The sequence below is a fragment of the Bacillus cereus group sp. MYBKT14-1 genome (assembly GCF_051915185.1).
Taxonomy (GTDB): Bacteria; Bacillota; Bacilli; order Bacillales; family Bacillaceae_G; genus Bacillus_A; species Bacillus_A cereus.
Map to the genome: position 1 here is coordinate 118,812 of NZ_JBQAEF010000009.1, position 15,595 is coordinate 134,406.

The window sequence follows — 15,595 nt, forward strand, 5'->3', positions numbered from 1 at the left end:
TTACTTACGCATTTTTGGATCTAACGCGTCGCGTAATCCGTCTGCCATTAAGTTAAACGCTAAAATTAATATACTGATGACAACCGCAGGGATGAACATCATATGCGGATACGTTTGAATAGATTTATAACCATCATTTACAAGAGAACCAAGTGACGCAAATGGTGGCTGAATTCCTAAACCGATGAAACTTAAGAACGCTTCACCAAACACCGCTGATGGAATTGTAAACATTGTCATTACGATAATAGGTCCCATTACGTTTGGAATTAAATGTTTCACAATTAATTGTGTATTTGTTGCACCTAATGTACGAGATGCTAATACATATTCTTGGTTTTTTAACTTTAAGATTTGTCCACGAACAATTCGCGACATCCCTATCCAACCTGTAATCGCCATCGCGAGTGTAATTGACCAAATACCAGATCCCATAATGATTACCATTAAAATAACGATGATTAAGTATGGAATACCGTTAATAATCTCCATAATACGTTGCATAATATTATCTACTCTACCGCCGTAGAATGCTGAAATACCTCCGTATGCAACCCCAATTACTAAGTCAATTGCTGCCGCTAAAAGAGCGATATATAATGATACGCGTGTACCTTCCCATGTTCTTGTCCATAAGTCACGGCCAAGATCATCTGTACCAAACCAGAAGTACTCTTTAATATCACGTTTTTCATATTGGTCAACACCATATTGATCTGTACCGTCAAATGGTAACCAATGAACATTTTCAATAACTGGAATTTTTGGTGGTAATTTCGCTCGACCTAAATCTTGCTCTTTATACGAGTGTTTACTTACCATCGGTCCAAAAATCGCTAATAGTGCAATGATAACTAATAATACAAGGCCAAGCATCGCACCTTTATGTTGGAATAAACGTCTTCTTACATCTTGCCAAAACGTTAGGCTTGGACGGGCAATGACTTCATTATCAACATTATTTTGATTGGCTTGTTGAAATAAATCTGGAGATAATTTTTGTACATCTTTCATCATTTTTTCCCTCCCGCTAAACGAATACGAGGATCAATAATTCCGTATAAAATATCGACAATGAAAATAACTAAAATGAAGATTGCACTATAGAAAATCGTAGTTCCCATAATAACTGTATAGTCATTTAAAGTAATCGATTTAACGAATTGTTCCCCAAGTCCTGGTACAGCATAAATTTGCTCGATAACAAGTGTTCCTGTAATTAATGCCGCAACCATTGGTCCTAAAATTGTTACAACTGGAATTAACGCGTTACGAAGTGCATGTTTGACAATAATAACGCCTTGGCTAATTCCTTTCGCTTTCGCTGTTAAAATGTAATCGGCTTGCATAACTTCAATTAATTCTGCACGAGAGAAACGTGCGATTGTTGCGATAACTCCCATCGATAATGCAATTGTAGGCATTACAGTAAACTCTGGTCCTTTCCAGAATGCTACTGGGAACCAGCCAAGTTTTACCCCTACGAAATATTGCAGTAATGCGGCGAATACGAATGATGGTACCGACATTCCGAGTACCGAAATAACTGTTGCACTATAATCTACCCACGTATTATTACGAAGTGCGGCAACAATACCTAAAATTAAACCGATAAATGTTCCTAATATAATCGCTTGTAAACCTAATTGGGCTGATGGTCCAATACGATCCACAATCATGTCTGTTACTGGGCGGTTATCATATTGGAATGATACCCCTAAATCACCTTTTGCTAGGTTACCTAAGTAACGTGCGTATTGAACTGGTACCGGATCATTCAATCCGTATTTTTCAAGAATGATTTCTTTTTGTGCCGGTGATAGCTTCTCCTGGTTTTTAAGCGGAGAACCCGGAAGTAATTTCATCAAAAAGAAAGTCAGTGTAGTAATTAAAAATAATGTCAAAGCCATGTACACGAAACGTTTTAATACATAACGTCCCATATCAAGCACCTCCCCGTTTTTCTCAAAAGCAATAAGATAGTTTAAAATATTCTTACTTTTATTTTTTTAAAATAAGAGCATATGCCCATCATAGGCATATACCCTTGTAAACGATGGAAAAAAAAGATTATTTTTGTTCAACAGATGCCCATTTGTAAGTTAATTTACCACCATAGTTAATTGGGATAATATCTTTTACGGCACCTTTTACTACATACGCTGAACCTTTTTGGAAGATTGGAGTGATAACTGCATCCTCTTTAATTAACATCTTCTCTACTTCTAGAAGGTTGTCCCAGCGAGCTTGTAAATCTTTTGTATCTGTTTTAGCTTTTAGGATTAACTCATCATATTTCTGATTAGAATACCCTGTTTTATTTTGAGAACCATTCGTAACAAACATATCTAAATATGAGATTGGATCTGGGAAATCTGGTCCCCAAATACCAAACGCAATATCATATTGCTGAGAATCTTCTAATTTATTTTTTTGTGCGAATGGTTGCTGTTTAATTTTAATTGATAAACCTGGTAAGTTCTTTTCCATCTCACCTTTTAAGAATTCCCCAACTTTTTTAGCATCTTCATTATCAAAGTTTAAGAATTCTAGTTCGATTTTATCAGTTCCAAGCTCTTTCTTCGCTGTTTCCCAAAGCTTTTTCGCTTCTTTTGGATTTGTTTCAACTAGCTTTCCATTTTCAGCTCGGAAATCTTTTTTATTCGGACCTTCAGCGAAATCTTTTCCAACAAATCCGTAAGCTCCAATTGCACCGTTATTTAAAATAACTTTTGCAATGTTATCACGGTCAAAGGACATTGAAATTGCTTTTCTTAAGTTTTTATTACTTAAGTACTGATTACTTTGATTAAATCTTAAGTAAGCAACCCCTGCTTCTTTTCTTGTTTGGAACTCTGGGCTTTTTCTAAACTTATCAACAAATTCAGACGTTAAAGCCGCTCGGTCAATCGCGTTTGTCTCATATAAATTTACATCAGTTGCTGTATTTTTTACAATATTAAAGTTGATTTCTTCGATTTTAACCGTTTTATTATCCCAATATGAAGGATTCTTCTTGAATTGGAAACTTTGTTCATGTTTCCAATCACTCATAACGAATGGACCGTTATATAATGTTGTATTTGCCTCTAAACCAAATTTATCACCTTGTGCTTTTACAAAGTTTTCATTTAGTGGGTAAAATACTGGATAAACTGTTAAATCGATAAAGTAAGGAACGGGATTGTCTAATTCTACTTCTAATGTATAATCATCAATCGCTTTTACACCTAATTGGTCAGCAGGTAATTCTTTTTTATGAATTTTCTCTGCATTTTTAATATCGAACATAATGTACGAATACGTTGCTTTTGTATCTGGATTTACTGCTCTTTTCCATGAATACACAAAATCTTTAGCTGTTACAGGTTCCCCATTCGACCATTTCGCATCTTTTCTTAATTTAAATATGTATTTCTTCCCATCATCTAGCTTTTCGACATCTTCTGCAACTCCAGGCATTCTCTTTTGATCTTTGCCAATACGATATAAACCTTCCATCGTATTATTTAATGCTGTAGAAGATGAAGAATCAGATGCCAATGATGCATCCATTGACGGAATTTCAGATAACTCTGTTAAATTAAGAATCTGTTTTCCGTTACTACTACTCGTAGCGTTCTCTTTCCCTTTTGCTTTTGCGTCATCTTTTTGGTAGCTACACGCGCTAAGCAACATACTTGCAGTTAAAGTTGATGCAAGTAATAACGGTATCTTTTTCTTCATGTTGTGTTGCCTCCCCTAATTGCACTTCCTGTACCCTCACTTGTTAAAAAGTAGAATTGAAAGAATAATCTCCAAGTTTCTACAATTTTCATTATACATATAATATAACAATTGTGAATATAGTTTTTTGTTTTTTTGTTAAAATTTTTAATAAAATATTTATATTTTTAATTTTTCGTAAAGGGATACATTAACATTGCTACCATCATCTTAAAATCAGACCTTTAATTGCGTATAATTTTCAAAAAATTAATCCTAGTACTTATTATAGCTTTTATAGTATAATAATTCTAGTAATATTTTGACGGAGGGGAATATTTTGAATAAAGTTTTTTTTCATACTTGTATACTAATTTTTATAGCGATGATTGCTTCTAGTATTGGTGCATTCCTCATTTCATCTCAATTTTTGTTGAACTTTGTCAACATTTTGTTTTATATTGCACTGTTTTTTATTCTTATCGGCGGTTTTTTATACATATTTCAAAATGGTTTTTTCAATGTAACCATTTACGCATTCCAAAGAGTATTTGGTACGAACAAAAAGATTGACTCTTTAATTGAAGAAGTCGAGGAACCTACAGATAAGAAAGAACGTATTTATAAAACATATTCATTCAAATGGACATATCCAATTTGTATTACAGGTATCTTCCTTGGGTTGTTCTCGACACTCATTAGCTTTACTATTTTGATGTAGTTTGCAAACACTATCCCATATGATATAATAATCAGCAAAACATTTTGTTATAAAACTTTAGTTCTTTCATATTAAAAGAGCTCAAGTAACAATAAATAAATTTATATGTATGCGATGATAAAGAAGAGTACATATTGAGGCAATTTCAGAGAGCTTGTGGTTGGTGTGAACAAGTAATTGTACAGTATGGAATGGGCTTTTGAGCACCAAACCGAACCGAAAGTAGTAGGCTTTGGCGTTATATCCAAACGTTATTATGGATTAGAGAGATTTCACAGTAGTGAAATAATTAGGGTGGTACCACGGTCCATTCGTCCCTATAGTTTTTGGGATGAATGGGCTTTTTTGTTTGCCTTCTCTTCCCCACATCACGCATTCTATTTTAGGAGGAATTATTTATGTCAGTTATCTTTTCTGGTATTCAACCAAGTGGAACGATTACACTTGGAAACTATTTAGGAGCAATGAAGCAGTTTACAGAGCTTCAAAATGAACACGACTGTTATTTCTGTATTGTAAACCAACATGCGATTACAGTACCTCAAGATCCCGTCGGGCTTCGTAAAAACATCCGCAGTCTTGCTGCACTTTATGTAGCATGCGGCATCGATCCTGAAAAAGCTACTTTATTTGTACAATCAGAAGTACCAGCACACGCTCAACTAGGATGGATCATGCAATCTGTTGCTTACGTTGGAGAATTAGAACGTATGACGCAATATAAAGATAAAGCTTCTGGTAGAGATTCAGTTCCAGCTGGATTACTTACGTATCCACCATTAATGGCTGCTGATATTTTACTTTACAACACTGAAATCGTGCCGGTTGGTGATGACCAAAAGCAACATATCGAATTAACACGTGACTTAGCAGAGCGTTTCAACAAACGTTACCGCGAAATCTTCACAATGCCTGAAATTCGCATTCCAAAAGTAGGAGCTCGCGTTATGTCATTAACAGAGCCTACGAAAAAAATGAGTAAATCTGATCCAAATCCAAAATCAATGATTAGTATGCTTGATGAGCCAAAAACAATTGAAAAGAAAATTAAGAGTGCTGTAACTGACTCTGAAGGTATTGTGAAATTTGATAAGGAAAACAAACCTGGTATCTCTAATTTATTAACAATCTACTCTTCATTCTCTGGAAAAACAGTTGAAGAAATCGAAGCAATGTACGAAGGAAAAGGATACGGCGACTTCAAAGGCGACCTAGCGCAAGTAGTCGTAGAAGCTATTCGTCCAATCCAAGACAAATATAACGAACTAATCAACTCACCAGAACTAGACGAAATCCTAGACAAAGGTGCAGAAAAAGCAAACCGCGTTGCATTCAAACAACTACGCAAAGTAGAAAACGCAATGGGACTAAGCAGAAAACGTAGGTAACATATAAAGCGGAGGCGACTGCTTAGCCCTGACGGCTAAGGTTCTTTCCCACAGAAGGTGCTTTTTACCTTCTTGTGGGGAAGGTTCTTAGACGCGAAGGGCTAGGAGCCGGAGCTGGATTTCTACATAAAGTGGAAGCGGCTCGTTTAGAATGTTCGGTGGAACTAGATTACTACAAAATTAAAAAACCGCCAATTGGCGGTTTTTTAATTTACCTTTTGCTCATTTTCCATTTCCCATAACTTTTCAAAAAATGGCTGTCCTTTTACGAGACGCTCGCATAATTGTTCGTGCTTATCAGACCAGCCTGTTTTCGCTTCATCATACAGCTTAGCCCAAATATCTTCAAATTCCATATGTTGAACCATTCCATATGCTGATGGATCCCACTCTGTGAACCAATAGCGAATTTCTGCTGTATTTTTCGTTGTATGTAATTGATCTAACGCCATAAATAATAATTGTTTTAGCTGTCTTTCTTTACGAGTCAAGCCATTCATAATGAAAGGCGATGGTGATAAAATGTGATGTTCTTTTTCTGTTTCTTCTACTTGGAACTCATACTTTTCTGCTTGTACGTTTTCTACCATCTCATATACCATTTGCTCTTGGCGTGGTATAAGTCTACTTTTGCGAATTGGTACATTGTAACCAATTGTGTCAATGGCAATAATGCCTTTCCCATCTGTAACAACAAAGCAATACTCTTGCTGCAAACGTTCATGATTTTTACGAATATAAGCCTTATGATGTACGTCTTCCAGCATTTTTTGCGGAAGCTCTAACAATTCGTTCTCGATGTAATGATATAATGTGGCATCTACTTTTAATAATGGCACTTGATCTAATAGCTCAATCGTATCATCTTTCCGCCATTCGTAAAAATGACAAACGTTATACCCATTTTCTTCACCTTCAAACCAATTTACCCATACATCATGTAGATATAACATTCACTACCCCTCACTTCACTACTGTTTGTACCAATCATTATGTTCATTTTTGCTTAACTTTATTCCACTTGAGGAAATATATTCTAATTATTATTTTTTCTTCTATTAATACTAAAAAAACAGGAAATAGAATTCCTGTTTTTTTATATATGAAATGTATTTGCTTTATTCAATATTTCTTTTGCATCTATAGATAATAAAGAAAGTGTATCTTCTCCTTCCAAAGTTACACAATCTTTGACAATATGAAATCCAAGCGCATAGCCAAGCATCTTCGGATAAGAGTGAAAGCCATTTAATAAGATGTCATGTTCCCTTGTTCCTCGTTTTATACTTATTCTTTCATGTACAACATTTTTCCAATAATAAACAGCCTCTTCTTTTGAAAGATACGCCGTCCACGGTGCATTGTTTTTTTCTGTATACCTTTCTGTTACTGCTTGTTCCGCTAGCCCTTCCATAATCATCGTATCAAGTAATGTATATTCTGTTTCTTTCGTCTCAATTTGATGTAACCTGCATATGTGATGATATTCATGCGCCAATAACACTTTTAATTCTTCTACCGAATTCCGCCCACATACGAATAAGAAAATAACATGACGCATAGATAATCCAGCCCTACCGTTATACTCTTCTTGTACAGTTCGATTATAGGAATCTGATAATAAAATAAAGACAGGGACATCTGGACCTTTTAACCAATTTTTCAGTTTATCATACTCCAGGCTCAATTCTTTCCAAATTTCCTTTTCCTCTAATTCTTTAATTTCCTTTTCTCCGCGCATGATCGGGCGATACATCCCTTTTGAAATTAAAAAGCGATACAACCTTTCTTTTGGCAACGGAATATACTTCGTAAATTTCTCACAAAGTTTTTCTGGCCGTCCATAATATAAATGTAGCCATTCAGCTGTTTCAACAATCCCCATCTTTATCCCTCCTTTTTCTTATGTATATGCTACAGGAGAAAAAGGCGTAAAAATAAATAAGGAGTTTTTTCGCAATCTATTGCGAAAAAACTCCTTATTTCATCGATTATTTATACGATTTAAATACTAACACTGCGTTATGACCACCGAATCCTAATGAGTTACTTAATACTGCATTTACTTCTTGGTGTCTCGCTTGATTTGGTACGTAATCTAAGTCACATTCTGGATCTGGTGTCTCATAGTTAATTGTTGGAGGAATTACTCCGTCTGTAATTGATTTAATAGAGAAAATCGCTTCAACAGCACCAGCTGCTCCTAATAAGTGACCTGTCATTGATTTCGTTGAGCTAATCGCTACTTTATACGCGTGCTCGCCGAAAGTTTCTTTAATTGCCATCGTTTCATATTTTTCATTCGCATCAGTACTTGTACCGTGCGCATTAATGTAATCAATATCTTCTGGCTGTAGGCCTGCATCAGCTAAAGCTTGACGCATTGCACGCACTCCGCCTTCCCCACCAGGAGCAGGCATTGTAATATGGAACGCATCTCCAGTTGCACCATAACCAGCAATTTCCGCGTAAATGTGAGCACCGCGTGCTAATGCGTGCTCTAATTCTTCAAGAATTAGAATACCTGAACCTTCACCCATTACGAAACCGCTACGGTTTTTATCAAATGGACGGCAAGCCGTTGCTGGGTCTTCATTAAATGTTAATGCTTTCGCTGAGCTAAATCCTGCGAATGCCATACTTGTTAGCGGTGCTTCTGCTCCGCCTGTAATCATTGCATCAGCATCACCACGCTGAATTGCTTTAAATGCATCACCAATTGAGTTTGCACCAGATGCACAAGCCGTTACAGAACAAGTGTTAATTCCTTTTGCTCCTGTTGCGATCGATACTTGACCTGCTGCCATATCTGGAATCATCATCGGCACGAAGAATGGGCTCACGCGGCGTGGGCCTTTCTCAGTAAAAATCTTAAATTGTTCTTCGTATGTTTCCATACCGCCAATACCAGATCCAATCCATACACCAATTCGAGGTCCGTTTTCTTCTGTAATTTCAAGCTTTGCATCTGCAACTGCCATTTTCGCTGCCGCTACTGCATATTGTGTAAAGCGATCCATACGGCGCGCTTCTTTTTTATCAATATATTTCTCGACTTCAAAGTCGTTAATTTCCGCTGCTACTTTTGCTGGAAATAGTTCTGGATCAATTCTTGTAAGTCGCCCGATTCCAGATACACCCTTTTTAATGTTTTCCCACGCTGTTTCAACATCTGTTCCGACCGGTGTAACAGCTCCTAGTCCTGTAATTACGACCCTCTTTTTTTCCATACAAAATACACTCCTTTTTTTCTCTCAGTCCTTATTTACCCCAACGAAGAGCAACTGCTCCCCATGTTAATCCGCCGCCAAAACCAACAAGTATAATTAAATCACCGTCTTGAATACGTCCGTTTTGCAATTCCTCTACCATTGCAATCGGAATTGAAGAAGCTGATGTATTACCGAACTTCTCAATCGTCATACTCATTTTTTCTTGTGGTAAATTTAACCTCTCTCTTGCAGATTCCATAATACGAATGTTTGCTTGATGCGGTACTAAGAAATCCACATCTTCTTTCGTAAGACCAGCTTTATCTAAAACGCGAAGACAAGAATCACCAAGTTGACGAACGGCAAATTTAAACACTTCTCTGCCATTCATCATAACATACTCGTCTTGATAAAGGTGCTTGCCGCCACTTCCGTCTGCTCCTAATTCAAAAGATAGAACGCCTTTACCTTCTGAAACAGCTCCCATTACGACAGCACCGGCTCCGTCTCCAAATAGTACTGCTGTATTTCGATCGTTCCAGTCTACAATTTTAGATAGTTTATCACTACCAACTACTAATACATTTTTATACGTTCCTGTTTGAATAAATTGCTGTGCTGTAATCATTCCGTACATAAAACCAGCACATGCTGCACTTAAATCCATTGCAGCTGCATGTTTCGCTCCTATTGCTTCTTGAATTACACAAGCAACTGCTGGAAAAGCACGATCTGGTGTTACTGTTGCTACTAAAATAAGATCGATATCCTCTCCGCTAATTCCTGCATCTTCAAGTGCTTTTTTAGAAGCCTCTACGGCCATATATGAAGTATCTATTGTATCATCGGCAATGCGTCTTTCTGCAATTCCCGTTCTCGTACGAATCCATTCATCGGATGTTTCCATTATTTTCTCTAAATCGTGATTTGTGACTACTTTTTCTGGCACATATCTTCCGATCCCTAAAATGCCCACGTTCACATCGCAGCCCTCCGTTTTATATCAATTATTATGACTTGGTACTAATTTTAAAACATAAATGTATTTTTGTCTAGAATATATTTCGCATAAAACAGAAAGCTAACGCATTATTCACGTTATTTTTCATTAAAAGAAACAGAAACATACCTCTCAAATATAAAAAGACTCAAACCGCTTCTATTTACGGTTCGATCCTCTCTTTCATCTAAAAAGATGCTTTTTATTCTTTATCTGCTTTCCTTCTAAACTAGAGAGTTCTCCTCACTACTTTTCCTTTATCCTCTTCATATCTCTGGTTTTCCCCCAGGCAAGAATAAAAAAGGCCCTGACCGCTTCTATCCACGGTTCGGGCCTCTCTTCCATCTAAAAAGATGCTTTTTATTCTTCATCTGCTTTCCTTCTAAACTAGAGAGTTCTCCTCACTACTTTTCCTTTATCCTCTTCATATCTCTGGTTTTCCCCCAGGCGAGAATAAAAAAGGCCCTGACCGCTTCTATCTACGGTTCGGGCCTCTCTTCCATCTTAAAAAGATGCTTTTTATTCTTTTTATTCTTTTTATTCTTTTTATTCTTTTTATTCTTTATCTGCTTTCCCTAGCTCATAGGCCTCGTTCATAACTTTCATTAACAACTCTAACACCGGCTGTGCCTTCTCCATATCAAGTGCAATTCCATTATCATCTAAAATTGCCTTTGCTTCCGGTAAATGCTTCATTGCGATTTGTAAAAACTGCATGCTTTTTTCGTTCATATTATGCTCTTCCTCTCCATTAAAACTTTCACATACAATAGTGTAACACGCGTACTACCCTTCGTATAACTCTTTATATTTTTTCATGTGTGCCAGTTGCTTATTTAAACCGTATTCTAACGGAGTATTTCTTTTTATTGAAATTACCTCGATAGCCTCATCTCTTACTTCGTTATTATTTTTATTTACTTTATCATCCGCGCGTAAAAGATTCATACCTTTTTCCCATAATGACTGTTTACCACTAAGTAAATTGTATATACCAAGATGCGCCCCGTTCGTTCCATTTTCCCACAAGTATTCACATACATCTTCAACGTAAAGTAAATCATTCCCCTTTTCCTCAATCGTACAACGGCACTCTTTTTCACCTAATTCTGATAAAATAAGCTGATGAAACATCATAAAGGACGGTTGCCACGGTCCATATAATGTTGGAACTCGAAATACACTATATTGTAAATTCCCTTTTTTCAATCCTTCTTCTACTTTCAAAAATAGTCGCTTATTTTCGGATTCATCTGTACTGCCTACTTCAATAGAAGAAATTAAATTTAACTTCACTTTTTGTTCTTCACACATTCTTATAATTCGCTTTAAATATTGTAATATGACTCTTTCATTCCGAAATCCACTTTGCTGATTTGGCTCATATAAGCAAAAGTAAACAGTATCGAATCTCTCTTCCTCAACCGATCTCCATCCATCTTCATCTCTTATCGAATAATACGTAAATAACGCATTTCGCCCAATTAATAATAACTTCTCTTCATTAATTTTCGTCATACTATCGAATTCATCAAAATCAAGACCATACACTTCCACTTCTTCTTCAATCATTTTATTTACAAGGTGATAACCTACAAACGTAAGTGCACCTACAATTAGCACGCGTTCCATACCACCAACCCTTTCCCTCTGAAACAAATAGCTCCTCATTTATGTATATGGGAGCTTCATAATTCTTCTTCATATTTTTTAAAGAAATCGGTCGTTTGCCTAACCATTTTATATTTCACATCTTGCAGATGGAACAAGACAGAAGTATCACATTGATTTAGTTGCCTCATTTTCTCATATCTACGCAACTGCTGTTTTCTTCCTCTTTTTTCTTGTGTTGATACGAAAATTTTAACAGGTACACAAGATGGAAGAAGCGTAAATGATTTCTTATTTATTTTTGATTCTAATTCTTCTTCTTTGGCATCATACGCCAAACTTAATTCCTTCACGAGTCTCTTGTAAAAAAACTTATGCTCTTTCTCAAACTCCACATATTCTGGTAAATCTAAACACGGATTTAACATAATGACAGAGCGTATACACTCAGGGTATTTGTTCATCATTTCGAGTGCTACAAGTGCTCCCATACCATCTGCCATAATGTGCATTTTCGCATTCAATGTCTCTTTTCTCAACACAACGTCATATAAACGTTTCGCTAGACGAACAGATTGGTCGTTTCCCCAATGTCTTCCGTATAAATTAGAAGAAAAGACTGTGTAGCCTTGCTCAATAAGGCCATGTAAAAAATAAGATCTACCCGCATGCTGTGTCCATAAACTTGTACCATTCTCAATAAAGTAGTTATAATCACCGAGGAGCATAACAGAAAATCCATTTGGCTTCTCCGGTAAATAAATGACACATGGTTCTTTTTCTAAGTAAAAAAAACGTTCCGTAATACTCATTTTTCCCCCGCCTTATTTTCTAAACATATAAAACCACTCTTTTATAATGTATGAACGGAATGCAAATTTGCGTTGAAAAATCTACAAATATTTTTCTATATTCTTTTTTCAATTGTGTTACAATAAGGACAGATTGAACGAATAGAGGTGTAAAATATGCGTTTCATTTGGGCATTAATTTGGTCGTTCTTACTTGTACATATGATGAGCTATGTAATCGGCTCTATGACTGGCGGTACATACGACTTTAACCAAGCGTCTATTTTCTCAGTTGTTCTTGCTGTGTTAGTACTAGCAATTTCAGCTGCAATTCCAAACGAGCCAGTAGAACAACACTAAAAAAAGAGTACGGATTTTATCCGAACTCTTTTTTATTTTTATTTCACATGAACGACTAATTCGTTATTTTCTACATCAACAACTACGTGACTATTATCAGTAATTGTTCCTGCAATTAATTCTCGTGCTAATTTCGTTTCCACTTGACGCTGTACGTATCGTTTTAATGGACGAGCTCCGTACATTGGGTCGAAACCGGCTTCCACAACAAATTCTTTTGCTGCATCTGTTAATTCTACTGTAATGTGACGGTCAGCTAGACGACCTTGTAGTTCTTTTACAATTTTATCAACAATGCCTTTAATTTCATTCGTTGTAAGAGGTTTGAATAAAATAATTTCATCCACACGGTTTAAAAATTCAGGGCGGAAATGTCCTCTTAATTGCCCCATTACAAGGTCTCTTGATTCCTCTTTAATGGAACCATCTTCTTCTAATCCATCTAGTAAATGAGCAGATCCAATATTTGAAGTCATAATAATAACTGTATTTTTAAAGTCCACTGTACGGCCCTGTGAATCTGTAATGCGTCCATCATCTAACATTTGTAATAAAATGTTGAATACTTCTGGATGTGCTTTTTCAATTTCATCTAATAAAACAACGGAATATGGTTTACGTCTTACCGCTTCTGTTAATTGACCGCCTTCTTCATATCCTACATATCCAGGAGGTGCACCAATTAAGCGAGACACGGCGTGTTTTTCCATATACTCAGACATGTCAATGCGAATCATTTGCTCTTCACTATCGAATAAAGACTGGGCTAACGTTTTTGCAAGTTCTGTTTTACCAACACCTGTTGGTCCTAAGAAGATGAAAGAACCAATCGGGCGGTTCGGATCTTTAATACCAGCGCGAGCACGAAGAACTGCGTCTGACACTAAGCTTACTGCTTCCTCTTGTCCGATGACACGCTCTGATAAGATTTGCTCTAAGCGTAATAATTTCTCGCGTTCACCTTCCACGAGTTTCGCAACAGGAATACCAGTCCAGCGTGAAACAATATCTGCAATTTCTTCTTCACTTACTTCCTCACGTAATAAACGATTTTCTTGTTTATTATGCGCGCCCATTTCTTCCGCTTCTTTTAACTCTTTTTCAATTGCGGGAATTTTCCCGTGACGAAGTTCGGCTGCTTTATTTAAATCGTAATTGCCTTCTGCTTCTTCTAATTCACGACGCAAACGTTCTAAATGTTCACGTAAGTCACGAACTTTGTGAATGTCTTCTTTTTCTTTCTCCCATTTCGCTCTCATGCCACTTGCAACTTCTTTTAAATCCGATAATTCACGTTGCAATGTTTTTAGACGCTCTTGGCTACCACGATCCGTTTCTTTCCCAAGAGCCGCTTCTTCAATTTCCAGCTGCATAATGCGGCGCGTTACTTCATCTAATTCTGTTGGCATAGAATCAATTTCTGTACGAATTGTTGCACACGCTTCATCAACAAGGTCAATTGCTTTATCAGGTAAGAAGCGATCTGAAATATATCGATCTGATAAAACTGACGCTGCTACAATCGCACGGTCATGAATATTTACACCGTGATAAATTTCAAAGCGTTCTTTTAATCCACGTAAAATGGAAATTGTATCTTCAACAGTTGGTTCTTCTGCTAATACTTGTTGGAAACGTCTTTCTAGCGCTGGATCTTTCTCAATATATTTGCGATATTCATCGAGCGTCGTCGCCCCGATACAATGCAGTTCACCGCGCGCAAGCATCGGTTTTAACATATTTCCTGCATCCATGGCTCCTTCTGTTTTACCAGCTCCAACTATTGTATGAAGTTCATCAATGAATAATAAAATGCGTCCTTCACTCTTTTTAATTTCATTTAATACAGCTTGCAGACGCTCTTCGAACTCACCACGGAATTTCGCACCAGCTACGAGTGCACTCATATCTAACGCAAAAATCGTTCTATCTTTCAATCCTTCAGGTACATCCTTTTTCACGATACGCTGTGCTAGCCCTTCAACGATTGCTGTTTTACCAACACCTGGCTCCCCAATTAAAACAGGATTGTTTTTCGTTTTACGTGAAAGAATACGGATTACACGTCGTATTTCACTATCACGGCCGATTACAGGATCAATTTTCCCTGCTCTCACTTCCGCCACTAAATCACGACCATATTTTTCTAACGCTTCATAAGTTGCTTCTGGATTTTGACTCGTCACTCTTTGATTCCCCCGAACTGTCATTAAAGACTGTAATAAGTTATCTTTCGTAATATGCAATCTTGTAAACAATTGATTTATATCGCCTTTTTCTTCAGAAAAAGCAAGCAATACATGTTCTACTGAAATGTAATCATCCTGCAGTTTTTCTGCTTCTTTTCCTGCTCTTACAAGAAGTTGTTGCAGAGCGCTCGTTACATACAATTTTCCAACTTCTGCACCGCTCCCCGTTACAGAAGGTTTCTTTTTAATTAAACTTTCAGCACCTTGCTTTAATGCTTCTATATCAACATTCATTTTTTGAAATATACGTACTGCTAATCCATCCTGCTCTTCTAATAATGCAAGTAATAGATGAACAGTATCCACCTCTTGGTGATGATGAGATACCGCTAAAGATTGGGCACTCATAATCGCCTCTTGTGTTTTTGTTGTCATTTGATTTAAGTCCATCTTTACAGCCCTCCAAAAGTTTGACTTTCTTTGACCTTTGATTTGATTATACGCCAACTGACTTTTTTATACAATAATTTTGCCTATGTATTTTCAAACTTATTATTTGAAAAAGAAAAAGAGAGCATTCATTATACTGCTAAAAAATACGGTAAATGAAATTACAAT

General features: G+C 36.6%; 14 protein-coding genes and 1 other annotated feature. Of the genes, 3 read left to right on the plus strand and 11 right to left on the minus strand.

The genetic code is table 11. From position 1 onward, the window contains the following. From opp3C to ACTFO4_RS21100, 3 genes are all read right to left on the minus strand, one after another. Window positions 1-1,017: an oligopeptide ABC transporter permease gene (gene opp3C, locus ACTFO4_RS21090; RefSeq protein WP_000974106.1), complete on the minus strand. Its 1,017-nt coding sequence runs from the start codon at window positions 1,015-1,017 to the stop codon at window positions 1-3. Beyond that, a complete protein-coding gene (opp3b, locus tag ACTFO4_RS21095; protein WP_000534167.1) occupies window positions 1,014-1,943 on the minus strand; it encodes an oligopeptide ABC transporter permease in 930 nt (309 codons plus the stop codon). The genes opp3C and opp3b overlap by 4 nt, the downstream gene beginning before the upstream one ends. Before the next feature lie 127 nt (window positions 1,944-2,070). Then, window positions 2,071-3,726, minus strand: coding sequence for a peptide ABC transporter substrate-binding protein (locus ACTFO4_RS21100; protein ID WP_000727217.1), 1,656 nt, complete (start codon window positions 3,724-3,726; stop codon window positions 2,071-2,073). A gap of 319 nt (window positions 3,727-4,045) precedes the next feature. Between ACTFO4_RS21100 and ACTFO4_RS21105 the strand changes: the two genes are divergently transcribed. Together ACTFO4_RS21105 and trpS are read left to right on the plus strand one after the other, a co-directional pair. After that, window positions 4,046-4,426 (plus strand): DUF3899 domain-containing protein, encoded by a 381-nt coding sequence (locus ACTFO4_RS21105; protein ID WP_001044997.1) that lies wholly within the window; start codon window positions 4,046-4,048, stop codon window positions 4,424-4,426. Window positions 4,427-4,531: 105 nt separating this feature from the next. Then, window positions 4,532-4,748, plus strand: a binding site (T-box leader). Between the two features lie 76 nt (window positions 4,749-4,824). After that, window positions 4,825-5,814, plus strand: coding sequence for a tryptophan--tRNA ligase (trpS, locus tag ACTFO4_RS21110; protein ID WP_000110982.1), 990 nt, complete (start codon window positions 4,825-4,827; stop codon window positions 5,812-5,814). A 206-nt stretch (window positions 5,815-6,020) separates the two neighbouring features. Here trpS and ACTFO4_RS21115 read toward each other — a convergent pair whose 3' ends face one another. The 7 genes from ACTFO4_RS21115 to ACTFO4_RS21145 form a co-directional block, all read right to left on the minus strand. Continuing rightward, window positions 6,021-6,767, minus strand: a complete 747-nt coding sequence (locus ACTFO4_RS21115; protein WP_000966127.1) for a YjbA family protein — start codon at window positions 6,765-6,767, stop codon at window positions 6,021-6,023. Window positions 6,768-6,910: 143 nt separating this feature from the next. Continuing rightward, entirely contained in the window at window positions 6,911-7,699 is a 789-nt protein-coding gene (locus ACTFO4_RS21120; protein WP_000513277.1) for a DUF2268 domain-containing protein, read from the minus strand. A gap of 106 nt (window positions 7,700-7,805) precedes the next feature. Then, window positions 7,806-9,044: a beta-ketoacyl-ACP synthase II gene (fabF, locus tag ACTFO4_RS21125; protein WP_000412656.1), complete on the minus strand. Its 1,239-nt coding sequence runs from the start codon at window positions 9,042-9,044 to the stop codon at window positions 7,806-7,808. A gap of 31 nt (window positions 9,045-9,075) precedes the next feature. After that, window positions 9,076-10,008, minus strand: coding sequence for a beta-ketoacyl-ACP synthase III (gene fabH / locus ACTFO4_RS21130; RefSeq protein WP_001100547.1), 933 nt, complete (start codon window positions 10,006-10,008; stop codon window positions 9,076-9,078). Window positions 10,009-10,581: 573 nt separating this feature from the next. Beyond that, window positions 10,582-10,758, minus strand: coding sequence for a ComZ family protein (locus ACTFO4_RS21135; protein ID WP_001986215.1), 177 nt, complete (start codon window positions 10,756-10,758; stop codon window positions 10,582-10,584). Window positions 10,759-10,812: 54 nt separating this feature from the next. Beyond that, window positions 10,813-11,685 (minus strand): NAD(P)-dependent oxidoreductase, encoded by an 873-nt coding sequence (locus ACTFO4_RS21140; protein ID WP_326234673.1) that lies wholly within the window; start codon window positions 11,683-11,685, stop codon window positions 10,813-10,815. Between the two features lie 29 nt (window positions 11,686-11,714). Then, window positions 11,715-12,449, minus strand: a complete 735-nt coding sequence (locus tag ACTFO4_RS21145) for a hydrolase (protein ID WP_000028712.1) — start codon at window positions 12,447-12,449, stop codon at window positions 11,715-11,717. Window positions 12,450-12,605: 156 nt separating this feature from the next. On the opposite strand from ACTFO4_RS21145, the gene ACTFO4_RS21150 reads away from it, so the two are divergent. After that, window positions 12,606-12,788: a YjzD family protein gene (locus ACTFO4_RS21150; RefSeq protein WP_001211116.1), complete on the plus strand. Its 183-nt coding sequence runs from the start codon at window positions 12,606-12,608 to the stop codon at window positions 12,786-12,788. Between the two features lie 38 nt (window positions 12,789-12,826). Here ACTFO4_RS21150 and clpB read toward each other — a convergent pair whose 3' ends face one another. After that, window positions 12,827-15,427, minus strand: a complete 2,601-nt coding sequence (gene clpB, locus ACTFO4_RS21155; RefSeq protein ID WP_000365401.1) for an ATP-dependent chaperone ClpB — start codon at window positions 15,425-15,427, stop codon at window positions 12,827-12,829. Between the last annotated feature and the right edge of the window lie 168 nt (window positions 15,428-15,595).

Excerpts from the sequence above, each read along its gene's own strand:
- opp3C (WP_000974106.1), bottom strand. The coding sequence starts at position 1,017 with ATGATGAAAGATGTACAAAAATTATCTCCAGATTTATTTCAACAAGCC.
- opp3b (WP_000534167.1), bottom strand. The coding sequence starts at position 1,943 with ATGGGACGTTATGTATTAAAACGTTTCGTGTACATGGCTTTGACATTA.
- ACTFO4_RS21100 (WP_000727217.1), bottom strand. The coding sequence starts at position 3,726 with ATGAAGAAAAAGATACCGTTATTACTTGCATCAACTTTAACTGCAAGT.
- trpS (WP_000110982.1), top strand. The coding sequence starts at position 4,825 with ATGTCAGTTATCTTTTCTGGTATTCAACCAAGTGGAACGATTACACTT.
- ACTFO4_RS21115 (WP_000966127.1), bottom strand. The coding sequence starts at position 6,767 with ATGTTATATCTACATGATGTATGGGTAAATTGGTTTGAAGGTGAAGAA.
- ACTFO4_RS21120 (WP_000513277.1), bottom strand. The coding sequence starts at position 7,699 with ATGGGGATTGTTGAAACAGCTGAATGGCTACATTTATATTATGGACGG.
- fabF (WP_000412656.1), bottom strand. The coding sequence starts at position 9,044 with ATGGAAAAAAAGAGGGTCGTAATTACAGGACTAGGAGCTGTTACACCG.
- ACTFO4_RS21135 (WP_001986215.1), bottom strand. The coding sequence starts at position 10,758 with ATGAACGAAAAAAGCATGCAGTTTTTACAAATCGCAATGAAGCATTTA.
- ACTFO4_RS21145 (WP_000028712.1), bottom strand. The coding sequence starts at position 12,449 with ATGAGTATTACGGAACGTTTTTTTTACTTAGAAAAAGAACCATGTGTC.
- ACTFO4_RS21150 (WP_001211116.1), top strand. The coding sequence starts at position 12,606 with ATGCGTTTCATTTGGGCATTAATTTGGTCGTTCTTACTTGTACATATG.
- clpB (WP_000365401.1), bottom strand. The coding sequence starts at position 15,427 with ATGGACTTAAATCAAATGACAACAAAAACACAAGAGGCGATTATGAGT.